Consider the following 23673-nt stretch of genomic DNA (forward strand, 5'->3'; position numbering starts at 1 on the left):
CGCAGCGTTGAGATGCTGCGGCTTTTTATTGGCTTGCGGTGAAGCGTTACTGGCGCCAGAAAGAGGGAAAGAAGATCACTGCAACGGTCAGTATCTCCAGGCGGCCCAGCAGCATGCCGAATGACAGGATCCACTTTGCCATGTCAGGCTGGCTGGCGAAGTTGCCGCTGGGTCCAATGATGGGCCCCATCCCTGGTCCTACGTTGGCAACCGCGGTGATGGAGCCCGAGATGGCAGTGAGTGGATCCAGGCCTATGGTGGCTAACAGGGCTGCGATCAGCAGTATGATGGCGAAGTAAGCCAGTACGAAGGAGATCATCGAGCGGATGATGGCGTCATTGACCGGGCGGCCATTGTATTTTTGCGGGAACACCCCTGAGGGGTGCATCAGCTGGCGCATCTGCTTGCGAAACAGGGCGAATGCCACCTGTATGCGAAAGATCTTGAGGCCACCGGATGTTGAACCGGAGCAGGCACCGAGCAGCATGATGAAGATAAAAATGACACTGGTGAGAGGGCCCCAGGTGCCGAAGTCGCCGAGGCCATATCCGGTGGTGGTGATCACCGAGACAATATTGAAACAGCTGATACGCAGGGCATCCAGAAAACCGTAGATGCCCCTGCTCCACAGGTACAGTGTGACCACGGCGGTAACCCAGAGGATTAGCCAGAAGAAGCCCTGAACCTGCGCATCTTTGAGCAGGCTGTAGTCTCTATGGCTGAGGCTCTGGACATAGAGCAGGAAGGGCAGGCCACCGAGAAACATGAACAGGGTACCAATCCAGTGTGCCGAATTGGAGAAGTGGGACATGGATTGATCGGAAGTGGAATAGCCGCCAGTACTGAGGGTGGTCATGGCGTGATTGATCGCCTCGAACAGAGTCATGCCACTGGCCCAGTAGGCCATAAAGCAGAGCATGGAGAGCACCAGATAGACCACCACTATGTTGTTGGCCACCGTCTTGGCTCGGGGGGCACTTTTGTCTGACCAGTCCGAGCTCTCGGTCTGGAACAGCTTCATGCCACCGACGTTGAGGTAGGGCAGCACAGCGACTGCCATTACGATAAAGCCGACCCCGCCCAGCCACTGCAGGATGGAGCGCCATAACAGGATGCTGTGGGCCATATTATCCAATCCCGACAGTACGGTGGAGCCGGTAGTCGTGACTCCAGACATGGTTTCGAAATAGGCATCGGCAAAACCGATGTGATTGATGAAGACAAAGGGCAGGGCGCCGAAGATACAGGCCACCACCCAGACCGAGGTGGTGAGCAGGAACATCTCCCGCACCCCCAGCTGAAACTCCGCTTTACGACCGTAGTGGAGACAGAGCAGGGCTGCACCGTGGGTGATCAGCACTGACTGCAGAAATTCGACAAAGCCTTCAGAACCGGTCAGTAGCGCCAGCAAAGTGGGTAACCACATGAAGAGTGCCAGTTTGGAGAGCACCAGTCCAAGGGTGAAGATAATGGGACGCAGCTTGATCATGCTCGATAACCTGGTCAGTGATTAACAAAAGACCCGGACCATCCCTTGGGGGGAGCTGAGCCGGGTCTGGTTTGACAGCCTGTGCACATGACGTCGTTACAGGAAGAAAGGGCTTGGCTGGAACAGCCGCTCCACTTCCGGAATGTACTTTTTGTCTACCAGGAACATGACGACGTGGTCATCCTGCTGGATTTTGGTGCGATCGTGAGCGATCAGGACTTCATCTCCCCGTACCACAGCCCCGATGGTTGTGCCCGGTGGCAGCTTGAGCTCACCCACTGACCTGCCAACGACCTTGGAGGTATTCTCATCGCCATGGGCGATCGCTTCGATCGCCTCGGCAGCACCGCGTCGCAGGCTATAAACGTTGGCGATATCGGCCCGGCGCACGTGGGTCAGCAAGGCAGAGATGGTGGCCTGCTGGGGCGAGATGGCGATATCGATGGAGCCGCCTTGCACCAGATCGACGTAAGCACCGCGCTGGATCAGCACCATGGTTTTCTTGGCCCCCATCTTCTTGGCGAGCAGCGCCGACATGATGTTGGCCTCATCCTCGTTGGTCACGGCGATGAAGACGTCGATCTGATCGATATGCTCCTCGGCCAGCAGCTCCTGATCTGCCGCGTCACCACAGAAGACGATGGTGTTCTCCAGCTGTTCGGAGAGCTGCTCCGCCCGGGGCAGGTTGCGCTCGATCAGCTTGACACTGTAACGCTTCTCCAATTGGCGGGCGAGACCTGCACCGATGTTGCCGCCACCGACGATCATGATGCGACGGTAGGGGCTCTCGAGGCGCTGCAGCTCCGACATCACGGCACGGATATGGCCCGCAGCGGCGACGAAGAACACCTCGTCATCCGCTTCAATGATAGTGGTGCCTTGCGGACGGATCGGGCGACCCTGACGGAAGATGGCCGCTACCCGGGTCTCGATATTGGGCATGTGATCACGCAGGGTGGAGAGGGCATTGCCCACCAGTGGGCCGCCGTAGTAGGCCTTGACCGCCACCAGACCCACACGTCCTCCTGCAAAATCAACAACTTGAAGTGCGCCTGGGTATTCAATCAGGCGACGTACATAGTCGGTGACCAACTGCTCCGGGGCGATCAGGTGATCCACAGGTACCGATTCCGGCAGAAACAGCCGATCCCGCTCGGTCAGATAGGCGGGTGAGCGGATCCGAGCCACCTTGTTCGGGGTGTTGAACAGGGAGTAGGCCACCTGACAGGCGATCATGTTGGTTTCGTCACTGTTGGTGACGGCGACCAGCATGTCGGCATCCTGAGCCCCTGCTTCACGCAGCACCTTGGGGTGCGCGCCATGGCCGTTGACCACCCGCAGGTCAAACTTGTCCTGTAGTTCGCGCAGCCGCTCGCTATCGGTGTCGACAATGGTGATGTCATTGTTCTCCCCGGCCAGGTTCTCGGCCAGGGTGCCGCCGACCTGGCCGGCTCCCAAAATGATGATCTTCATAGGGAACGTCTACCCATGTTGATGCAGTAAAGGGGCGCGCCAGAACGAGTCTGGCGGCTCTCCCGAATGAGGTTGGTCATGCCCGGCTCAGAGCTTGACCAGTTTGGCGTAGTAGAAGCCATCCATCTCGGCTTCGCCCGGCAGGAACTGGCGACCCGGGCAGTCCGGGGTGTCCTGTTCGTGCAATGGCACCAATTTGGCATCTTTGGTCACGGCAAGGAAGGCGCGGATCTGTTCGCGGTTCTCTTCCGGCAGGACGGAGCAGGTGGCGTAGAGCAGGGTGCCGCCGCTTTTCAGCTTGCCCCAGAGCGCCTGGAGAATGCGACGCTGCAGCTCGGCCAGCTCACGAATATCCTGATCCCGGCGCAACCACTTGATGTCGGGATGGCGCCGGATCACGCCGGTGGCGGAGCAGGGGGCATCCAGCAGAATGCGGTCGAACTGACCCTCTGGCCACCACTGTTCCGGTGCCGCAGCATCGCCGTGGATCACCCTGGCGGTCAGACCGATGCGGTCCAGGTTCTCCTGAACCCGCTTGAGGCGGTTATCGTCGGCATCGACGGCAACCACGCCAGCCAGCTTGGGCTGACGCTCCAGCAAGTGGGCGGTCTTGCCGCCGGGGGCCGCGCAGGCATCCAGCACCCACTCGCCCGGTTGCGGGTCGAGCAGTGCCGCAGCTTGTTGTGCGGCACCATCCTGTACCGAGCAGTCACCCATTTCGAAGCCGGGCAGCTTGGTCACATCGCAAGGACGCTCCAGCAGGATGCAATCCTCGCCCTCTTCACCGGCCACGGCATTGATGCCAGCTTCGGCCATGCGAACCAACATGGCATCACGGCTCTGGCGCTGGCTGTTGTTGCGGATCCACATTGGAGGGCGCTGGTTGTTGGCCTCCATGATAAATTCCCACTCATTCGGATAGGCCTGCCGCAGGCGCTTGGTGAGCCACTCCGGATGACCGAGGCGAATGCTGGGAACCCGGTCGATGCGTAGCAGAATGACTTCGGCGCTGCGCTGGAAGTTGCGTAGCACGCCGTTGATGAGGCCGCGCAGGGAGGTGCCCTTGAGCAGTTTGACGGCGTTGACGGTCTCGGCCACCGCGGCGTGAGCCGGAATGCGGGTGTAGATGAGCTGATAGAGACCGACCAGGATGAGGTAGTGGAAAATGCGGCTCTTGTTCTTGAGCGGCTTGTCCATCATCTCGTTGACTGCCGCATCGAGGCGGGGTAGCCAGCGTAGCGTGCCGTAGCAGAGTTCTTGCAGGAGTGCGCGATCGCGAGGTGCAACCTTCTCCTGGGCAGCAGGCAGAACAGCGGAGAGGGATTGGCCCTGATCCAGCACCTGTTGAATAACGAGAGCGGCCTGTGCACGTGTTTTCATAGCGTTACCTTAGATGCACAAGTCGGGGCCTGGGCCCCGCTTGTGTCAATTCAATCCAGTTCAATTCAATTGCGTGCCGGGTTCAAACCAGTCGCGGCGAGAGTTGAGTAGGTCCGAGACGGACATGGCCTTCTTGCCCGGTGGTTGCAGAGTTAGCAGGCGCAGAACCCCTTTGCCGGTGGCGATATCGATCCCCAGCTTGTCGGCCTTGAGCAGGGTGCCGGCGGGTTGGCCGTGGTCGCTGTCAATGACGGCGGCTTGCCATACCTTGACGGTCTGGTCAGCAACTTCAAACCAGCTGATGGGCCAGGGGTTGAACGAGCGGATGCAGCGTTCGATGGCGGCGGCTTCCATCGACCAGTCGATGCGGGCCTCTTCCTTGGAGAGCTTTTCGGCGTAGTTTGCCTGCGCATCATCTTGCGCTTCGGCAGCGGTTTCATCGGCGGCCATGGCATTGATGGTGTCGACCAGTGCCTGCGGGCCCAGCTCGGCCAGTTTGTCATAGAGGCTGGCGGAGGTCTCATCGGCGGCGATGGGGCAGCTCACCTTGCGGATCATTGCACCGGTATCCAGCCCCACATCCATCTGCATGATGGTGACGCCGGTTTCGCTATCGCCCGCCCAGATGGCACGCTGGATCGGTGCCGCGCCACGCCAGCGGGGCAGCAGAGAGCCATGGACGTTGATGCAGCCCAGACGCGGGGTATCGAGTACCACTTTGGGCAGGATCAGGCCATAGGCCACCACCACCATCAGGTCGGCACCCAGTGCAGCAAGCTCGGCTTGCGCCTCTTCCTTGCGCAGGGTGGCGGGTTGGTAAACCGGCAGATTGTGGGCCAGCGCCAGCTCTTTGACCGGGCTGGCAGTGAGCTTCTGACCACGGCCTGCGGGTTTGTCAGGCTGGGTATAAACGGCAACGACCTCGTGGTCGGAAGACAACAACGCCGCCAGGTGACGGGCGGCGAAGTCGGGAGTACCGGCAAAAATCAGTTTCAGCTTATTCAATGGGGCAGATCCTCAGAGGACTTTGCGATCTTCTCGGGCCATTTTTTCCAGCTTCTGGCGAATGCGCTGGCGCTTGAGTGGAGACAAGTAATCCACAAACAGCTTGCCGACCAAGTGATCCATCTCATGCTGGATGCAGATGGCGAGCAGATCATCGGCTTCCAGTTCGAACGGTTTGCCGTGGCGATCCAGTGCGCGGATCTTGAGCTGTTCGGCGCGCGGCACCAGAGCACGGCTGCCGGGGACTGAGAGGCAACCTTCTTCGATACCGGTGCTGCCGCACTGCTCAATGATCTCCGGATTGATCAATACCAGAGGATCTTCACGGTTTTCAGAGACATCGATCACTATGATGCGTTGGTGAATGTCGACCTGAGTCGCGGCCAGGCCAATGCCTTCCTCCGCGTACATGGTGTCGAACATATCATCTACAATCTGTTGTAACTCGGGTGTAAAGGTCTCGACAGGAGCTGCTACAGTGCGCAGGCGTTCATCGGGAAAACGCAATACATCTAGAATGGCCATAGTTTTTCTTTAGTTTCGTATAATTGCAGTCAATATTGGCGTAATTCTAGTCATTTACGTCGACAAAAAACAGCAACACTTTGCGTGCAGAAGTAACAGGGAGTGTTATGTATCTGAAGCAAACCATCCTCGCCTGCCTGATGGTGACTGTGAGCCAAGGTGCTCTGGCTGATCAGCTGAGGTTGAAAGCGGGTTATCCCGAAAGCTATGTAGTGCAAAAAGGCGACACGCTGTGGGATATCTCCGGCAAATATCTCTCCGAGCCTTGGCTGTGGCCCCGTCTGTGGAATATCAATCCGCAGATCGCCAATCCTCACTGGATCTACCCCGGTGATGTGCTGCAACTGAGCTGGGTCAATGGGGAGCCCCGGCTCGGCAAGGCGATGCAAGGGGGCAAGCCAGTAATCCGCCTGAGCCCCAAGGCGCGCTACGAAAACAAGGCCAACCCTATACCGACCCTGCCGATCAGCGAGATTGGTGCTTTCTTGCAAACCGACCATATTCTGGCAGACAGCCAGCAGCAGAAGGCCCTGCCTTATCTACTGGGCTCGGATCAGAAACATATCGGTATGCTGGAGGGGGACACCCTCTACGTGCAGGGTTCCCTTATCCCGGGTGAGATGTATGGCGTCTATCACCCCGGCGCGGTCTATAAAGATCGCGAAACCGGTGAACAACTTGGACAAGAGGCCATTTTCGCCGGTGTGATACGTGCTGTAGCGCGTCTTGATGGCGATCGGACCGAAGTGACCCTGACCCATAACCAGCGTGAAGTGCTACAGGGTGACAAGGTGATGGCGCTGCCTGCCCAGGATTACCTGCCCGCACTCTTTATTCCCAAGGCAGCCCCCGCCATTACGCCGGGCTATATCATTGATTTGCCGAACAAGACCCGGGGTGGTGGCAAATTTGATGTTGTATTGATCAACCGGGGTGCCCGTGATCAACTGGTCGCCGGGGATGTACTGGATGTCCGTAGGCCAGGCACTGCGCTGGCTAACAAGAACGGCAAGGTACAGTACAAGGAGCTCTCTTCAATCTACGATCGGGTGTTTTACAGCAGTAATAAAGCGCCGCTACCTTCGGAAGCTATTGCCCGCATCATGTTGTTCAAGGTGTATGACAAGGTGAGTTATGGCCTCATCATGCAGAGTAAAGACATGGTGAGTACCGGTTATCAGGTCACTCACTTCTGACGTGAACTACCCTGACGCGCGCCTTGCGCTCTGGCTAACCCTTGATGCGGTCACCGGTATCGGTCCGGTGACTGCCGCGCGCCTGCTGGAGCGGGTCGGTGGAAGCATTGATCTCCTGTTTCAGAGCGATGAGGCGCAACTGCGTGGTGTGGGTCTGTCGTCAGAGCAGATCAAGCAGCTGCGCTGGCCCTCGCCTGTGGTTGAGCAGAGCCTGGCTTGGGCCACCTTGCCTGACAATGTCGTTATTCCGCAAGACCACCCGTTTTATCCACCCTTGTTGTTGGAAATCCCCGCAGCCCCCCTGTTGATCTATTGTCGTGGAGCTCTTGCTGCGCTGTCACTGCCCCAGCTGGCGATGGTGGGAACACGCCATCCAACCTATGCAGGCAAAGATAATGCGTCCCGTCTCTGTGGCGAGCTGGTCGGCAGCGGGTTGGCCATTACCTCGGGCCTGGCGCTGGGTATCGATGGTGTGTGCCATCAGCAGGCGCTGGCTTCTGGCGGCATTACCCTCGCTGTGTTGGGGTCGGGTCTCGACACTCTCTATCCCAAGCGGCATATGGGGTTGGCAGACCAGATTCTGGAAAACGGTGGTTTGCTTATCTCCGAGCTGGCGCCGGATAAAGGGCCGCTGGCTGAACATTTTCCTCGTCGCAACCGTATTATTAGTGGTCTGTCGCTGGGCACCCTGGTGGTGGAGGCGACCGAGCAGAGCGGTTCGCTGATCACCGCGCGTTATGCACTGGAGCAGGGGCGTGAAGTGTTTGCGGTGCCCGGCGCCCCGCAAAACGCCCAGGCGATAGGGTGCAATAGATTAATTCAGCAGGGGGCCAAACTTGTGCTGAGTGCGGCCGATATAGTGGAAGAGCTGCCAGAGTGGGTCGCACGGCCACATCCGTCGGTCATACCATCTGAGCAACCGCATAATAGCGAATTGCCTTATGCCGATTTGTTGGATAACGTAGATTACGAGACCACAAGCGTGGATACCGTTGCCGAACGGGCCCAGCTTCCTGTCGAAGTGGTATTGGGCAGGTTGGTAGAGCTGGAGCTGGCCGGTGCAGTGATAGCGGTAGCCGGTGGATACGTCAGAGCGAGGAGGGCGAATCATGTTTGATGTATTGATGTACCTTTTCGAGACCTACATCCACAGTGATGCAGATGTGACGGTCGAACAGAACGAACTCACCGATGAACTGAGCCGCGCTGGTTTTGACAAGGAGGAGATCGATAAGGCGCTCGACTGGCTGGAACGGTTGGCCAATCTGCATGACAGTGAGCGGGAGGTCTATGTCGCCGCCAGCGCACAGGGCTCGATGCGTATCTATGCCCCACAAGAGCTGGCACGCCTGAGCACCGAGTGCCGCGGCTTCCTGCTGTTTCTGGAGCAGGCCCAGGTGCTTAATGCCGAAACCCGCGAGATCTGTATCGAGCGCCTGCTCGAGCTGGACAAGCCGGATATCGAGCTGGATGACCTGAAGTGGGTCGTCATGATGGTGCTGTTCAACGTACCAGGCAGTGAAAATGCCTACCAGCAGATGGAAGAGCTGGTGTTTGATGAGTCAGACGGCGTCATTCACTGACAGTCCGGTGCCGCGCTGGTAGAATTCAGGCCATCTGGATTTCAAGGCGCGGCCCATGTCAAAAATCGATCATCACCTCTTTTCAGCCCACGAACATGCCTTCGAGCGCGAGCCGTGCCCGCAGTGCGGGGCCGAGCTGGTGATCCGCCAGGGCAAACATGGTCCCTTTCTCGGCTGTTCTGCCTATCCTGCCTGTGATTACATCCGCTCCCTGACGCCATCCGGCCGCGACATCGAAAAGGTGCTCGAAGGCTCTGCCTGTCCCGATTGCGGAGAGCCGCTGGCGATCAAGAAGGGGCGTTACGGTCTGTTTGTCGGTTGTACCCAGTATCCGGGCTGTCAGCACATCGAATCCCTGCAGGAGCGTGACGATACCCAGATCCTCTGCCCCGAGTGTGGCAAGGGTCATCTGGTTAGCCGTACCTCCCGCTACGGCAAGCAGTTTTACTCCTGTGATGCTTATCCGCAGTGCAAGTATGTGCTCAATGACAAACCGGTACCCATGCCTTGTCCGCAGTGTGGCTGGGGTATCATGGTAGAAAAAAAAGTGAGGGGAACTCTGCGTTGGGCCTGTCCGCAAAAGAAATGCGGCCACCAGAGTGAGCAGATATAATCCAGCCTCCCTGATAGATCAGGCCGCCACGAGCGTGCCGGAGTGAGCCATGAGACCAGAGTTTGAAGAGGCAGTTGCCGCCCTGAATAACCAGCAAGTCATTGCCTATGCGACCGAGGCCGTGTTTGGTCTTGGTTGTGATCCCGACTCCGAAGTTGCGGTGCAGCGACTGCTGGCCATCAAACAGCGGCCGGTGGAGAAGGGGTTGATCCTGATTGCTGCCGACGTGGCGCAGTTGCAGGATTACATCGATCTGAGCCAGCTTAGCGGTGAGCAACTGGCTCGGGTTGAAGCCAGCTGGCCTGGCCCCTTTACCTGGATTATGCCGGCTCGAGCGACTACGCCGGCCTGGCTTACCGGGCAGTTCGAGACCCTGGCGGTACGTGTAACGGCTCATCCTCAGGTGCAGGCGTTGTGCCGTGCCTTTGGTAAGCCGCTGGTCTCTACCAGCGCCAACCTGACCGGTGAGGAGCCTGCCCGTCGGGTAGCCGATATCGGTGAGCGGCTGGCAAGCAAGTTAGCCTATATCCTGCCTGGTGAAGTGGGCGGTCAAGCCAACCCCTCCGAGATCAAGGACGCCCGAACCGGCGCCATTATTCGCCCTTCCTGAGCTGGCGGATACGTCATGATTTGCTATCAATCCGCTGAGCGGTGAGCTCATCGGATTGATTCAACGATAAGAATGGACAGGGCGTTCACGATCCTGCCTGACTGGAGACAAGATGAGCAAACCGGATGTGGCCCAGGTCAAGGCCTTCCTGTTGCAGTTGCAGGACGAGATCTGCCGTGGTCTGGAATTGGCCGACGGCAGTGGACACTTTGTGGAAGATGCCTGGTGCCGTGAAGGCGGTGGCGGTGGTCGCACCCGCGTGTTGCGCCACGGCGCGGTGATCGAGCAGGGGGGCGTCAACTTCTCCCATGTCTATGGCGATGCCATGCCTGCCTCTGCTACGGCCCATCGGCCAGAGTTGGCCGGTCGTAAGTTCGAGGCGATGGGCGTGTCGCTGGTGATCCATCCGCACAACCCCTATGTGCCGACCAGCCACGCCAATGTCCGTTTCTTCATCGCCGAGAAAGAGGGTGAAGAGCCTATTTGGTGGTTTGGCGGTGGCTTCGATTTGACGCCCTTCTACCCGTTTGCCGAGGATGTCCAGCACTGGCATCAGGTCTCCCATGATCTCTGCCAGCCCTTTGGTGATGAGATCTACCCCGAGTTCAAATCCTGGTGCGATCGCTACTTCTTCCTCAAACACCGCAACGAGACGCGAGGGGTGGGCGGTCTCTTCTTCGACGATCTGAATCGCTGGCCCTTTGCTGACTGCTTTGCCTTTATGCAGGCGGTAGGTCGGGGTTATCTCGATGCCTACCTGCCGATCATCGAACGACGCAAGGCGCTGCCCTATGGCGAGCGGGAGCGGGAGTTCCAGCTCTATCGTCGCGGCCGTTATGTGGAGTTCAATCTGGTGTATGACCGTGGCACCCTGTTCGGGTTGCAGACAGGCGGACGTACCGAGTCGATCCTGATGTCGATGCCACCGCTGGCACGTTGGGAGTATGACTGGCAGCCACAGACGGGCACTCCTGAAGCTGTGCTATACAGCGATTACCTCACGCCGCGAAAATGGCTGTGAACCGAGGGGCCATGATGGCCCCTTTTTACTGGCCGATATTCGGCTTGTTCCCGAGTGCGAAAACCCGTTAAATCGGAATATTGCCCTCTGATGGAACTCTTTGATGGATCGTTATCTGGTTTTTGGCCACCCGGTGCGCCACAGCAAGTCCCCCTTCATTCACACCCTGTTTGCCAGACAAACCCAGCAAGAGCTGGAGTATGGGCTGGCTGAACCCGCCGTGGATGAGTTTGCCCAAGCCCTGCGCACCTTCTTTGACCAAGGGGGCAAGGGATGCAATGTCACTGTTCCCTTCAAGGAGCAGGCATTCACTCTGGTCGATCGCTTGAGCCCAAGGGCCAAGCGGGCGGGCGCGGTCAATACCATCAAGCTGACCGATGATGGCGTGTTGTTGGGGGATAACACCGATGGCGCCGGTCTGGTTGCCGATCTCAAGTCCCACGGCGTGATGCTGGCGGATAGCCGGATCCTGCTGCTGGGTGCCGGCGGCGCGGCTCGTGGTGCATTGGCGCCGCTGCTGGCAGAGCCGCCGAGCGAGCTGGTGATCGCCAACCGCACCCACGCAAAAGCGCAACAGTTGGCTGCCGAATTCTGCGATCTGGGGCATGTGACTGCCCAGACCTATGAGCAGTTGGCAGGGTCATTCGATCTCGTCATCAACTCTACCTCCGCCAGCCTGCAAGGGGAGCTGCCGCCGTTGGCCCCCGCCCTGATCCACACGGATATTGCTATCTACGACATGATGTATGGCGCCTCGGATACGGCGTTTATCCGTTGGGCCAAACAGCATGGGGCCCGTCAAACCATGGATGGACTCGGCATGCTGGTGGAACAGGCCGCCGAAGCCTTTACCGTGTGGCGCGGAATTCGTCCCGGGACTAAACAGGTATTGAGAGAGTTGAAGCGTAACTTGGGGGTGATATGAACCAGGGTATTTTGTTTCCCGACCTGATGGAGTGGCAGGCTGCCGAACAGCGGGTTCGCTTTCCTGCCCAGCAGATGGGGGCGCTGATAGATTGTTACATCAGTCAGCGGCGACTGGAGAAAATGACCGGTCTGGTGCTGACAAGGGAGGATGATATCGTCAGAGCCTTCGAAAGCGTGCGCTTTGATATCGAAGACCTGGCTGAAAAACTCATTGAAGAACAAGAGTTTGCGGAAGATGGCGCCATCTATCTCTGATTTTTAAAAGTTTTTTTGTTTTGTAGCGGAACTACTTTGAAGTGGCACTGACTAACTAGATAGTTGAGGAAGTGCTAGCTAGTCACCTTTATAACTCCCCGGTATACGTACTGGGGATTTTTTTATCTTTATGAAAATAAAAGGTTTTTTCTCAAGTTGTAAGTTGTGAAACTAAATTACATAAATTACTTTCACTTTCTGCTGCTTTGCTGTACAGTTGTCTGCGTAGGGTACAGAGGTAAGATGTTCTATCTTTCAGACCTTTTATTTCACGTAATTGAATGTGGCTGAATAGCTGCCCCGATGAGGTTCTCGTCGGGGTGTTTTTTTATGCGTGTCATTTAGAGTAAATGCTTTAAATTGGTGAGGCATTTGATAGAATGAAGCTGCTTCTTGAGGAATACCTGTCGTCTGGTACTCAAGATTCAGCTTCTTCCCAATTTTTTGAACTTATTATTTCAGGCTGGATGGCATCACTGTCGTCCGGCCTCATTTTTATCCTTTTCAGTCACATCATGTAATTAAATTTCATTTTTGAATCTTTTTGTAATTATTTTTCGCCTTGAAAGAGCGATCCTGAAAACGCTATCAATACCCTCTAAAGTTAATTTTCGGCATAAATAAATGGTCTATCCATATGAACTGTATGCGGTAATGGATATAGCTGGAGAGGGGGGGCGGGGTATTTGTCGTGAGGCCGGTGAAAGTGGTAATCTGAAACTCTTTCAATCAGCGGAGGAGTGCTCCGCCAATTGCAAAGAGAGTGAGGAGTAGATTACTCCTCAACAGGTTGCTGTTCGTCAGTGTCCAGCAGCTCGGTATCGTCACCACTGACGTACCATTCGGTCAGGGTTTGTGCCAGTTTCTCCACACCGATATTGGTGAGGGAGGAGAATGCTTCAACCTGGATCTGGGAACCGAGGTTGGCAACGGCCTGGCGAACCTTGATCACCTGGTTATTGCGCGGGCCGGGGCTCAGTTTGTCGGCCTTGGTCAGCAGCAGCATGACGGGCAGCTGACGGTGCGAGCTCCACTCCAGCATGTTCATGTCGGTATCTTTGAGCGGGTGGCGGATGTCCATCAAGATCACCAGACCTTTCAATGACTCACGGCGCTGCAGATACTCCGCCAGTGACTTTTGCCACTTGAGTTTCATTTCTAGCGGAACTTGGGCATAACCATAACCCGGCAAGTCGACCAGACGCTTGCCTGGTTCCAGTTCAAACAAGTTGATCAGCTGAGTACGACCAGGAGTTTTACTGGTACGCGCCAGGTTCTTATGTTTGGTTAAGGTGTTCAATGCAGATGACTTACCGGCGTTGGAGCGGCCGGCAAACGCGATCTCGACACCCCCATCATTTGGCAGGTGGCGGATGTCGGGTGCGCTGGTCACAAAATGCACCTTATTGAAATTCAGAGTTTGTGTATCCAACGTAAATTCCCCATGGAGATAGAGGGTTATAGAGTTACTTTTTTGTAAAGTGGTGTAAAATAGCGTCGCTTAAACGCGTTTATTTTAACATGCCTTCAGCGGCATGGGATCTGGAAGCCTAATAACGAAAAGTTGGAACGCCATGAAGAACCTAGTCATTACTCTTGCTCTGATGGTTGGCGTAACGGGGATGGCACAAGCCAAGGGCGATGCCGCTGCGGGACAGACCAAGGCTGCCGTTTGTGCGGCTTGTCATGGACCGGACGGAAACAGCCTGGTTGATATGTACCCCAAAATTGCTGGTCAACACGCATCATATATCAAAAAGCAGTTAGTTGAACTGAAGGCTGCCGCTTCTGGTCAAATTGGCCGGGTTGCGCCAGTGATGGGGCCGATGGCGTTACCTTTGTCGGAACAGGACATGGATGACCTGGCGGCGTATTTCTCCGGCCTGAAGGTGACGCCCATCGCGGTCCCTGACGATGTAGTCGAGGTCGGCAAAGCACTCTACATGGGCGGTGATATGAGCCGCGGTCTGGCGGCCTGCGCTGCTTGCCATGGTCCACGTGGCTCGGGTGTCGAGCAGGCGAAATATCCGAGCCTGTCCGGCCAACATCCCACCTATATCAAGGAGCAGCTTGTTGCATTCAGAGCAGGGGCTCGTGACAACGATCCGAATGGCATGATGCGGGACGTTGCCAAGAAGCTGACTGATCAGGATATCGAAGCCCTTTCCAAATATGTGGCTGGCTTGCACTGATACCTCGATACGCTCGATTGGAATTAAAAACGGGAAGCTGTGGCTTCCCGTTGCTTTTATTGTTTTCGACACATTCTCGGTTTAATCCCCCCGCTCTGTAAGAGATCTTCCATTATCAAGGCAGGCCAAGGCTCATAAAATTGCATATAAAAACAAAAAAGATCTTTATTATCAGTCGCTTATATTCGCTCTGATGTTTTTTGGTATGTTGAGAAGATTTTGGGGGGATTGAGCGATCTTATAGAGTTGATAGAGTAGTCTCAATGGATTCAGCCACGGATTGGGTAACGGTTTCACGACAGGGTGTTGTGAGCAGAGGATGGCAGGCATGGTGGGATGCCATGGGCTCGGATGAGCTGGCAAAGGATTGAAGGATCAGGATGGTGACCATCTCGGGAGTGGGATGGGGTTGCGGGATGCAGACTCCCCGGCACGATGGCAGGATGCGGTCTAGACGGGTCAAACAGGCACACGCACATTCAGGAACGACCAATAAAGGTCAGGATGACCACACAACGATATGATGCGGCGACAAGTTGTCACGGAGAGGACGAAACAGATTGTTTTGCCATTCAGGATGGCGCACGCATGAACATATCAAGGCAGCTTCGGCTGCCTTTTTTCTTTTGGGTCATTAACCCGATTAGCCATTCTGTGTCAAAATACCAGCAACATGCCCAGAGGATACCGATCCTGCGGTGTTCAGTGGCCTGATTGGGCTGAATTGGTGCGGGATCCAGCTCTTGTTCCAGCCTTACTGTTCCTCGTATCGTATCCCACCGGGTGAGATCATCCCGGGTACGGGTCAATCCAGTTATTTTTCGGAGTTAGCCATTCATGTCTGCTAAACAACCCACTCGCAAGCCTACTGGCAAGCGCAAAGAATCTGATGTCAGTGCTCAGGAAGGTCGTGAGCGTAAACGGGCTGCCAAGCGCAAGGGCCTGAAGGCGGGTTCTCGTCAGCAAGTTGAACAACCGAAGAACAAGTCTGGTAACAGCCAGTCTAAAGATCCGCGTATCGGTTCTCGCAAACCGGTAGTTCTGGTGGTAGATGACACACAGAAGAAGCCAGCCGTACCCAAGGCAGTGAAAGAGAAGAAGCTGGTGATGACGCCAGAGCAGGAGCTGGCCTCTATCGAAAACGATGACCGCTTGAATGATCTGCTGGATCGTCTCGATGCCGGTGAAACCCTGGAAGCGGCCGAGCAGGCCTGGGTTGATCAGCGCGTCGACCGTTATCAGGAGCTGATGGATGAGCTGGGCATCATCGACAACGACGATGATGAAGATGACGAGCTGCCGTTTGATGATAGCGATGACGCCGAGTTTGACGAGCAGAAACCGGCCTCCGAAGAGGAGTTGTGGGATCGTTTCAACCAGGTCGATTTCAAACCTGAACCCAAGCCTGAGCCGAAGAAAAAGTGATGAGTGGATGGATGCTGGCCGCCCTGTTGGGCGGCCTGATTGTGACAGGGTTGGCCATCTACGCAGGCATGCTGTTGGCCAGACTGAGACGACAGCAAGCGATGCAGTGGCAGGCGATAACCGATCGCAATGAACGCATTCTGGAGAGTGTGCGGGTTATTGCCCATGCGGTGCAGGAGGGGCAGTGTGACTACTCCGAAGGTGCCATTCGGCTGACCAATCTGCTAAATGCATTGCAGATCAAAGGAGGGCGGGCGTTCGCTACCGAGTTTCCGGGTCTGTACGGGTTGTATGAGAAGGTGAAAGATATGCCGACTCATGAGGCCAGGCGCGCCCTCAAGCGCAATGAAGTGATGAAGATGGATCTCGAACGCAGCGGTTACGAGGCGGAGCTGGAAGCACAGATCCTCAAGGATGTAGCCCAACTTAAGGGTTTTCAGTTAGGTCGGTGAGCCAACAATAACAACCAGAGAGGAAGCGAGCGTGCAAGCAGAACAGATTGTGTGGGATCAGGCCCTGATCGAGAAATATAACTATAGTGGCCCGCGATACACCTCCTATCCCACTGCGCTGGAGTTCAACGAGTGCTTCGGCTATCCGGATTTTGTCCGCGCTACCGGCCAGTATCCCGAGCGCAATCTGTCGCTCTATGTACATATCCCTTTCTGTCACAAGCTCTGCTACTACTGCGGCTGCAACAAGGTCATTACCCGCCATCAGCACAAGGCTGACGAGTACCTCGACTATCTTGAGCAGGAGGTCAAGGCGCAGGCTCCGCTCTTCAAGCATCGTCTGGTCACCCAGCTGCACTGGGGTGGCGGTACACCCACCTATCTGGATGAAGCACAAACGCGCCGTTTGATGGCTATGCTGCGTGAGCACTTCCATTTCGCCGAAGAGGGGGAGTTCAGCATCGAGGTCGATCCGCGCGAGATCGCCATGACCATGCTGGATGTGCTGCGAGATGTCGGTTTTAACCGCATCAGCCTCGGGGTGCAGGACTTCAACAAGGATGTGCAGGTTGCGGTTAACCGCGAGCAGGACAATGACTTTATTAAAGCCATGTTGGAGCGGGCCCGCGCCCTTGGCTTTCGATCGACCAACCTTGACCTTATCTACGGTTTGCCGCATCAGGATCGTGCCAGCTTCCACCATACGCTGGAAGAGGTGCTCAAGATGGATCCGGCGCGGCTCTCCATCTTCAACTATGCCCATCTGCCGAGTCGTTTTGCCGCCCAGCGCAAGTTGAAAGAAGACGACATGCCTGCTCCGCAGGAGAAGCTGGCCATGCTGCAGGATACTATCGCCTTCCTCACCGGTCAGGGCTACCAGTTCATCGGCATGGACCATTTTGCCAAACCCGATGACGAACTGGCGGTGGCGCAGCGCGAGGGCAAGCTGCACCGCAACTTCCAGGGCTACACCACTCAGGGAGATTGTGATCTGCTGGGGCTGGGGGTCTCCTCCATCAGCATGATTGGTGATGCCTACTCCCAGAACCAGAAAGAGCTCAAGACCTACTACGCACAGGTTGCAGAGCTGGGTCATGCCCAGTGGAAAGGCTGCTCGCTCAATCAGGATGATCTGATCCGCCGTGAGGTGATCAAGCGACTTATCTGTGATTTCCGTTTGAATTTTACGACCATAGAGCAGGCATTTGGTCTGAACTTCAAAGAGTACTTCGCTGAGGATCTCAAGCTGCTGCAGACCTTCATCAGCGATGGGCTGGTGCGCATGAGGGAGGATGGTCTGGAGGTCTCCTCCACGGGGCAGCTGCTGATCCGCAATATCTGCATGTGCTTCGATGTCTATCTGCGCAACAAGGCGCGCCAGCAGCAGTTCTCACGCGTGATATAAGTGATGTTTATCTCGGTAGAAATTGCAAAGGGCGTCATATTGGCGCCCTTTTCATATCTATTTTTGCTTAAGCCGCGGGCGGTAAGATTCTGGCGAGAAGGTGCGGGGCTGAGACAAGCAATGAGGTGGTGAAGCGGAGATAAAAAGATGGGGGCGACTTGCGTCGCCCCCGGTAGTCATATCGCTCAGGTCCTTGAACGAAGTTGCTCCCTGCAATCCCTGACTTTTTACCTCTTCCTTTAGGTTTCCCCTTCCCAATCCTTTGGGGTGTCCTTTAGCCATCTTGGCCTGACGAGTCATCCTGTCCCGTCGCACTTTCTCCATCCCGGGAGGTGTCCTTTACCACATCCTGTGGTGAGTCCATTTGCCCAACCCTGGCAGCCAGTCTTCCTGACCGACTTCATTGCGTCCGTGCATGAGTAACTATAAGGATTTTCTAACTGGCGACAATGCCAGATTGGAAAACGTTTTTTTTATTAGCTGTTTCGAAAGTGGTGTGTTTCGATTTATTCATTTATAAACATGGCATTAAGTGAACCACCTTCATATTTTAAGACCTTATCTTCCGATTATCTCGGAGGTCTTTCAGGTTGTTTGCTTACACATTGAATGGCAGATCTCTTACGTAGCATGTTGGTTGCTTTGGAAACAAATTTAGTGCTCTGATGATGGTCAATCGGAGTAGGTGGGCGAGGTGGAAAAGAGCGGCTGAATGGAGAGACTATGAGCGCTGATTGAGGCGTTCATAGATGGTCTGGCGCTCTTCCGGGGTGAGAGAAGAGAAGTAGTGGGTAAAGAGGCGCAGCAACAGGGACTTGTTCATGCCATCTTGCTGAGTCAGATTACCCAGCTCATCGATAGCGGCCGTACTCATGGAGAAGGTCGCTTTTTTAAAGCTGGGCTTCAGGTGCTCGCCACTCTCGATAAAGGCTAGCGCCGACAAGGACTCATCCCTATGAAGACTTAACTCAAGGCTGACCACCTTGGGTGTGCCCTTGGCATAGAACTCCGCATCTTCGATAAATTCGTCAACGGTAAACTTCTTCTGGTGATGCAGCTGATGCTTTTTCTTCAGATCCGCCAGACCCATCTCACACCCCCACTTGCAGGAACTCTTTGGCGATGGCCCGGATCTCTTCGGCGGATTTGCCATCCGGCTCGATCTCCATCACCGACAACCCCTTCTCTTCGCTGTCGTCGTAGATGTTGCGGCCATAGGTGATGGCATTCAGGACATCGACACCGAACGAGGAGCAGACCTCTTTAGCCTCCAGAATGCGTTTTACCTGATTGGGCAGGGCGGGGCACTGGGTCAGCACCACTGCTGCATTGAGCGTAGGATTGACCATCTTGCAGGTGGTGATGAGATCTTCCATATGGGGCAGGGTTTTGAGATCCCGCCGTTTCGGGCGAAGCGGGATCAGGGCGTGGGTGGCGACAGCCATGGTGGAGCGCAGTGCCCGGTTATCTTGACCGCCGCAATCGACGATGACGTAGTCGTAGCGGTTTTTCAGACTGATCAGGTCGTTGCGGATATTGCCGTAGAGCTGCACGCAATTTATCTGGGGCAGGTCCGGGTTGTCATTGCGCTCCTGGATCCAGTCGGAGGTGGTACGCTGTGGATCGCAGTCGACCAGTAATACCTCCCCCTGAAAGCGGGATCTGAGGTAGACCGCCAGATTTTGTGCCAGGCAGCTCTTGCCACTTCCCCCCTTCTCTCCACCGACCAGCAAGATCATGACGTTCCCCTATCCATAAGAAAACTGCTTACTCCAGTATAGGAGGGGCCAGTCTCATCACAAGGCGAGAGGAGTGCCGCTCCTCTCGCCGCTTCAACAACTAATGAACGTGGCCTCCCTGCCAGCGGCAGACATACTCAGGCATCAGCATTTGAGGGGCCTTGTCGACATGGCATACCACCATGGGTATGGCCGGGGCTCCTTCAGCCTGACTGAGGGTGGGAAGCGCAGAGAGCAGCAAAGTCGCGAGCAACAGCATGGGTTTCATCTTCATAACAACTCCTTGGTAGTGCTATTCCTGTGTGATCTGGATCACTTTCTGAGTTAAGCCGAGGTTGGCAGCAGCACAAGGTAAGACGAATAAATTCAATTAATGAAAAAAGTATCAAGAGGCGTTGTGCTGATGAACGAGGCGGGTTGCCAGCCTTGATGCGGACTTTGTGCATATTAAATTGAACCGCACAAAGAGGTGGTAGCTGATGAGGCTGGGCCTGATGGGGTTGGCATCAATGCCATGATCTGGGACAAGAAAAGATTTATGCAGTGCATGTGGTCAATATGAGTATTTATTCCCCTGGCGTTCCTCTCGTTACGATGATGTATTCAATAAGCAGGGCGCAATATTCAGATCTCATTTTGAGATGCATATATAATTTTGATTTTTAAGTGTTTTTTATTTTTGCATTTAATCTTGCCAGTGAGCTTACATGAATAAAAGTTGAATCAACCTGAAACATATCGGGGTCGTTTTGCATGGATATTCAGGGTTTGCTGGGGTGGAAATGCGTAAATTGCTACTGGAGTCATAGATTGAATGGTGAATATATTCAGTTCTGAGTGAATGTGATCAATATCTAGGTTTTCGTTGGTTGGCAGGTCTAACCTCGGTCTCGAAAGGCAAGGGCAGGATAGAACACAAGCTGAGTACCCTACATAAAGAATATCCCGCCTTAGCCATGAGCATGAATAGAAGGAATCTATTCAATCACTCGCAGGGACCACTGCTAGACGGAATATAATCATGAGCAAATTTTATGTAGGTTCTGAAGTTGGCCAATTGCGCCGCGTCATGTTGCACCGCCCCAACCTCAGTCTGAAGCGTCTGACTCCTTCCAACTGTCAGGATCTGCTGTTTGATGACGTCCTGTCCGTTGAACGTGCCGGTCAGGAGCATGACAAATTCGCTCAAGTTCTGCGCGATCAAAATGTCGAAGTTTTCCTGCTGACCAATCTGTTGGCCGAGACCCTCGACGTGCCGGAAGCCAAGGCCTGGCTGCTGCAAAATCAGGTTTCTGATTATCGCCTCGGTACTTCTTTTGCCAACGACGTGCGCTGCTTCCTGGCAGACATGCCGCACCGCGAGCTGGCGCGCATTCTCTCCGGCGGCCTGACCTACTCCGAAATGCCTTACAGCGGCGTCAACATGGTCGTCGGCATGCATGCGCCGACCGACTTCATCATCGAGCCGCTGCCCAACCATCTCTTCACTCGTGACACCTCCTGCTGGGTCTACGGTGGCGTCTCCATCAACCCGATGGCCAAACAGGCCCGTCGTCGCGAAACCAACCATGTGAAGGCCATCTACCGCTGGCACCCGCAGTTTGCCGGTCAGGACTTCATCAAGTACTTCGGTGACGAGGAGCGTGACTACGACAACTCCACCATCGAGGGGGGCGACGTCCTGGTTATCGGCCGCGGTGCCGTGCTGATCGGTATGTCCGAGCGCACCACCCCGCAAGGTGTCGAGCACCTGGCTCGCGGTCTGTTCAAACACGGTCAGGCCAAGCAGGTCATCGCCATGCAACTGCCGAAGCACCGCAGCTGCATGCACCTGGATACCGTTATGACTCACATGGATATAGACACCTTCTCTGTCTATCCGGAGGTCATTCGCAAAGATGTGAACTGCTGGAGCCTGACCCCGGGCGGCGCAACCGGTATGAACATCAAGGAAGAGGGCTACTTCGTTACCGCCATCGAGAAGGCACTGGGTGTGGATCAGCTCAAGCTTATCACCACAGGTGGTGACAGCTTCGAGGCCGAACGGGAGCAGTGGAACGACGCCAACAACGTGCTGACCGTACGTCCCGGTGTGGTGGTGGGTTACGAGCGCAATACCTACACCAACGAGAAGTACGACAAGGCCGGTATCACAGTGCTGCCTATCCCGGGCGAAGAGCTGGGCCGCGGCCGCGGCGGTGCCCGCTGCATGAGCTGCCCGATGGAACGTGACGGCATCTGATAACAGGGCGTGGCGCCGGCAGAGGCTGGCGCCACACAGAAACAAACTCGAGATTAACCACTATGAAAAAACCAACTGTCGTCGTCGCTCTGGGTGGCAATGCTCTGCTCCGTCGTGGTGAGCCCCTTGAGGCGGATATCCAGCGCAAGAACATCGCAACTGCCGCCAAGACCATCGCCCGGATTGCGGAGGATTACAACGTGGTGCTGGTACACGGCAACGGCCCGCAGGTCGGCTTGCTGGCTCTGCAAAACAGCGCCTACACCAAGGTATCCCCCTATCCGCTGGATGTGCTGGGTGCCGAGTCTCAGGGCATGATCGGCTACATGCTGATCCAGGAGCTGAAAAACCTGATGCCGAGTCGCAATGTCACCGCACTGCTGACTCAGGTGCAGGTCGACCCGCAAGATCCTGCCTTCGCCAACCCGACCAAATTTATCGGTCCCGTCTATGAAGAGGCGGAAGCCCGCGCTCTGGCGGCCGAGAAACAGTGGGCGGTCAAGGCTGACGGCAAGTTCTTCCGCCGCGTCGTGCCCTCCCCGCTGCCCCAGCGCATCGTTGAGGGTGATGCTATCGAAACCCTGATTGCCCAGGGCCACCTCATCATCTGTACCGGTGGTGGCGGCATCCCTGTGACTTGGGATGGTCAGAGCCTGACCGGCATCGAAGCCGTCATCGACAAAGACATGTCTGCCGCCTATCTGGCCAAGCAGATCAAGGCCGACGCCCTGCTGATCCTGACCGACGCTGATGCCGTCTATCTGGATTGGGGCAAACCGACCCAGCACCCGCTGCGGATCACCAGCCCGGACGAGCTGGCCGGGGTCAAGTTCGATGCCGGCTCCATGGGGCCGAAAGTCGAAGCCTCCTGTGAATTTGTCAAAGCGACCGGCGGCATGGTCGGCATCGGCTCGCTGGAAGATGGTCTCGCCATCCTCAAGGGGGAAGCTGGCACCAATATCGTCGCTACCCGCACCGTACATGCGTAATTACCGATATCTGTACTGAGAATGCGTAGTCAACACTACTGCCTAAATTGGTCTGCAACATATATAGAGAGAACTCATCATGGCTTTTAATCTGCGTAACCGTAACTTCCTGAAACTGCTGGACTTCACCCCGCGCGAAATCCAATACATGATTGACCTGGCCATCGACCTGAAGAAAGCCAAATACGGTGGCTATGAGCGCAAACACCTGACCGGCAAAAACATCGCCCTGATTTTCGAGAAGACCTCTACCCGCACCCGTTGTGCATTTGAAGTGGCGGCCTTCGACCAGGGGGCACAAGTCTCCTACCTTGGCCCAAGCGGTTCCCAAATCGGTCATAAGGAGTCTATGAAGGACACCGCCCGTGTGCTGGGTCGCATGTATGACGGTATCGAATACCGCGGCTACGGTCAGGAGATCGTGGAAGAGCTGGGTGCCTACGCCGGTGTTCCGGTCTGGAACGGCCTGACCAACGAATTCCACCCGACCCAGATCCTGGCCGACTTCATGACCATGCTGGAGCACGGCAAGGGCAAGCGTCTGGATCAAATCAAGTTCGCCTACCTGGGTGATGCCCGCAACAACATGGGTAACTCCCTGATGGTCGGCGCCGCCAAAATGGGCATGGATATCCGTCTGGTCGCGCCGAAAGCCTTCTGGCCGGAAGAGGAGCTGGTTGCCAAGTGCCGCCTGATCGCCGAAGAGACCGGCGCACGCATCACCCTGACCGAAGATGTGAAAGAGGGTGTGCTGGGTGCTGACTTCCTCTACACCGACGTCTGGGTATCCATGGGTGAGGCGAAAGAAGCCTGGGATCAGCGTGTCAAACTGATGACCCCGTATCAGGTCAACATGGATGTCATCAACGCCACCAAGAACCCGGATGTGAAGTTCATGCACTGCCTGCCGGCGTTCCACAACGACGAGACCACCATGGGCAAGGAAGTGGCTGACAAATATGGCATGAAAGGCCTGGAAGTGACCGAGGACGTGTTCGAATCCGAGCACAGCATCGTGTTCGATGAGGCCGAAAACCGGATGCACACCATCAAGGCAGTGATGGTTGCTACGCTGGGCGACTAAGGTCGCAGTAGTGGTGCCGGGGGGCGACTCCCGGCTTTTCGACCATGTGACAGCGGCATAATACCTCC

General features: G+C 55.8%; 25 protein-coding genes. 16 read left to right on the forward strand and 9 right to left on the reverse strand.

The window, feature by feature from the left end:
* Positions 1-46: 46 nt before the first annotated feature.
* The 5 genes from BN1117_RS04380 to def all read right to left on the reverse strand — a co-directional run bounded on the left by BN1117_RS04380 (position 47) and on the right by def (position 5872).
* On the reverse strand, positions 47-1489 hold the full coding sequence (locus BN1117_RS04380; RefSeq protein WP_040095126.1) for a TrkH family potassium uptake protein: 1443 nt from the start codon (positions 1487-1489) through the stop codon (positions 47-49).
* A 96-nt stretch (positions 1490-1585) separates the two neighbouring features.
* Positions 1586-2962 carry a Trk system potassium transporter TrkA gene (trkA, locus tag BN1117_RS04385; protein ID WP_040095128.1) on the reverse strand — a complete coding sequence of 459 codons (1377 nt, stop codon included), beginning with the start codon at positions 2960-2962 and terminating at the stop codon, positions 1586-1588.
* An 87-nt stretch (positions 2963-3049) separates the two neighbouring features.
* A complete protein-coding gene (gene rsmB / locus BN1117_RS04390) occupies positions 3050-4342 on the reverse strand; it encodes a 16S rRNA (cytosine(967)-C(5))-methyltransferase RsmB (protein ID WP_040095130.1) in 1293 nt (430 codons plus the stop codon).
* 60 nt (positions 4343-4402) lie between these two features.
* Positions 4403-5347 carry a methionyl-tRNA formyltransferase gene (fmt, locus tag BN1117_RS04395; protein WP_040095132.1) on the reverse strand — a complete coding sequence of 315 codons (945 nt, stop codon included), beginning with the start codon at positions 5345-5347 and terminating at the stop codon, positions 4403-4405.
* Between the two features lie 12 nt (positions 5348-5359).
* On the reverse strand, positions 5360-5872 hold the full coding sequence (gene def, locus BN1117_RS04400; RefSeq protein ID WP_040095134.1) for a peptide deformylase: 513 nt from the start codon (positions 5870-5872) through the stop codon (positions 5360-5362).
* 107 nt (positions 5873-5979) lie between these two features.
* Here def and BN1117_RS04405 point away from each other — a divergent pair, with 107 nt between their 5' ends.
* The 9 genes from BN1117_RS04405 to spfP all read left to right on the forward strand — a co-directional run bounded on the left by BN1117_RS04405 (position 5980) and on the right by spfP (position 12368).
* Positions 5980-7068: a LysM peptidoglycan-binding domain-containing protein gene (locus BN1117_RS04405; RefSeq protein WP_040095136.1), complete on the forward strand. Its 1089-nt coding sequence runs from the start codon at positions 5980-5982 to the stop codon at positions 7066-7068.
* 1 nt (position 7069) lies between these two features.
* Positions 7070-8185 (forward strand): DNA-processing protein DprA, encoded by a 1116-nt coding sequence (gene dprA / locus BN1117_RS04410; protein WP_040095138.1) that lies wholly within the window; start codon positions 7070-7072, stop codon positions 8183-8185.
* A complete protein-coding gene (locus BN1117_RS04415) occupies positions 8178-8651 on the forward strand; it encodes a DUF494 family protein (RefSeq protein WP_040095140.1) in 474 nt (157 codons plus the stop codon). Before dprA ends, BN1117_RS04415 begins: the two co-directional genes overlap by 8 nt.
* A 55-nt stretch (positions 8652-8706) precedes the next feature.
* Entirely contained in the window at positions 8707-9264 is a 558-nt protein-coding gene (locus tag BN1117_RS04420; RefSeq protein WP_040095141.1) for a DNA topoisomerase family protein, read from the forward strand.
* A gap of 49 nt (positions 9265-9313) precedes the next feature.
* Positions 9314-9874 (forward strand): L-threonylcarbamoyladenylate synthase type 1 TsaC, encoded by a 561-nt coding sequence (gene tsaC / locus BN1117_RS04425; protein ID WP_040095143.1) that lies wholly within the window; start codon positions 9314-9316, stop codon positions 9872-9874.
* 112 nt (positions 9875-9986) lie between these two features.
* Positions 9987-10895, forward strand: coding sequence for an oxygen-dependent coproporphyrinogen oxidase (hemF, locus tag BN1117_RS04430; RefSeq protein ID WP_040095145.1), 909 nt, complete (start codon positions 9987-9989; stop codon positions 10893-10895).
* 103 nt (positions 10896-10998) lie between these two features.
* Positions 10999-11820: a shikimate dehydrogenase gene (gene aroE / locus BN1117_RS04435; protein ID WP_040095147.1), complete on the forward strand. Its 822-nt coding sequence runs from the start codon at positions 10999-11001 to the stop codon at positions 11818-11820.
* Positions 11817-12077 (forward strand): DUF1488 family protein, encoded by a 261-nt coding sequence (locus tag BN1117_RS04440; protein ID WP_040095149.1) that lies wholly within the window; start codon positions 11817-11819, stop codon positions 12075-12077. The genes aroE and BN1117_RS04440 overlap by 4 nt, the downstream gene beginning before the upstream one ends.
* A 243-nt stretch (positions 12078-12320) precedes the next feature.
* A complete protein-coding gene (spfP, locus tag BN1117_RS20045; RefSeq protein WP_462101308.1) occupies positions 12321-12368 on the forward strand; it encodes a small protein SpfP in 48 nt (15 codons plus the stop codon).
* Between the two features lie 484 nt (positions 12369-12852).
* On the opposite strand, the gene yihA is transcribed toward spfP, so the two are convergent.
* Positions 12853-13509 (reverse strand): ribosome biogenesis GTP-binding protein YihA/YsxC, encoded by a 657-nt coding sequence (gene yihA / locus BN1117_RS04445; RefSeq protein ID WP_040095151.1) that lies wholly within the window; start codon positions 13507-13509, stop codon positions 12853-12855.
* Between the two features lie 142 nt (positions 13510-13651).
* Between yihA and BN1117_RS04450 the strand changes: the two genes are divergently transcribed.
* From BN1117_RS04450 to hemN, 4 genes are all read left to right on the forward strand, one after another.
* The gene (locus tag BN1117_RS04450; RefSeq protein WP_040095153.1) at positions 13652-14269 is read left to right on the forward strand and encodes a c-type cytochrome; all 618 of its coding nucleotides are present in this window, start codon (positions 13652-13654) and stop codon (positions 14267-14269) included.
* Positions 14270-15106: 837 nt separating this feature from the next.
* A complete protein-coding gene (gene yihI / locus BN1117_RS04455; protein WP_040095155.1) occupies positions 15107-15694 on the forward strand; it encodes a Der GTPase-activating protein YihI in 588 nt (195 codons plus the stop codon).
* A gap of 11 nt (positions 15695-15705) precedes the next feature.
* Positions 15706-16146: a DUF2489 domain-containing protein gene (locus tag BN1117_RS04460; RefSeq protein ID WP_040095157.1), complete on the forward strand. Its 441-nt coding sequence runs from the start codon at positions 15706-15708 to the stop codon at positions 16144-16146.
* Between the two features lie 31 nt (positions 16147-16177).
* Complete coding sequence (gene hemN, locus BN1117_RS04465; RefSeq protein ID WP_040095158.1) at positions 16178-17551, forward strand: oxygen-independent coproporphyrinogen III oxidase; 1374 nt, start codon at positions 16178-16180, stop codon at positions 17549-17551.
* Between the two features lie 721 nt (positions 17552-18272).
* Here the strand turns inward: hemN and BN1117_RS04470 are convergent.
* The 3 genes from BN1117_RS04470 to BN1117_RS19615 all read right to left on the reverse strand — a co-directional run bounded on the left by BN1117_RS04470 (position 18273) and on the right by BN1117_RS19615 (position 19564).
* Positions 18273-18641: a hypothetical protein gene (locus BN1117_RS04470; RefSeq protein WP_040095160.1), complete on the reverse strand. Its 369-nt coding sequence runs from the start codon at positions 18639-18641 to the stop codon at positions 18273-18275.
* Position 18642: 1 nt separating this feature from the next.
* Positions 18643-19290: a nucleotide-binding protein gene (locus tag BN1117_RS04475; protein WP_040095162.1), complete on the reverse strand. Its 648-nt coding sequence runs from the start codon at positions 19288-19290 to the stop codon at positions 18643-18645.
* 100 nt (positions 19291-19390) lie between these two features.
* Complete coding sequence (locus BN1117_RS19615; RefSeq protein WP_167334812.1) at positions 19391-19564, reverse strand: hypothetical protein; 174 nt, start codon at positions 19562-19564, stop codon at positions 19391-19393.
* Positions 19565-20311: 747 nt separating this feature from the next.
* Between BN1117_RS19615 and arcA the strand changes: the two genes are divergently transcribed.
* The 3 genes from arcA (at position 20312) to argF (ending at position 23605) form a co-directional block, all read left to right on the forward strand.
* The gene (gene arcA, locus BN1117_RS04480; RefSeq protein WP_040095164.1) at positions 20312-21532 is read left to right on the forward strand and encodes an arginine deiminase; all 1221 of its coding nucleotides are present in this window, start codon (positions 20312-20314) and stop codon (positions 21530-21532) included.
* A gap of 62 nt (positions 21533-21594) precedes the next feature.
* Positions 21595-22521 carry a carbamate kinase gene (arcC, locus tag BN1117_RS04485; protein WP_040095166.1) on the forward strand — a complete coding sequence of 309 codons (927 nt, stop codon included), beginning with the start codon at positions 21595-21597 and terminating at the stop codon, positions 22519-22521.
* 79 nt (positions 22522-22600) lie between these two features.
* Entirely contained in the window at positions 22601-23605 is a 1005-nt protein-coding gene (gene argF, locus BN1117_RS04490; protein WP_040095168.1) for an ornithine carbamoyltransferase, read from the forward strand.
* Positions 23606-23673: the final 68 nt, after the last annotated feature.

The sequence above is a fragment of the Aeromonas australiensis genome (assembly GCF_000819725.1).
Classification (GTDB): domain Bacteria; phylum Pseudomonadota; class Gammaproteobacteria; order Enterobacterales; family Aeromonadaceae; genus Aeromonas; species Aeromonas australiensis.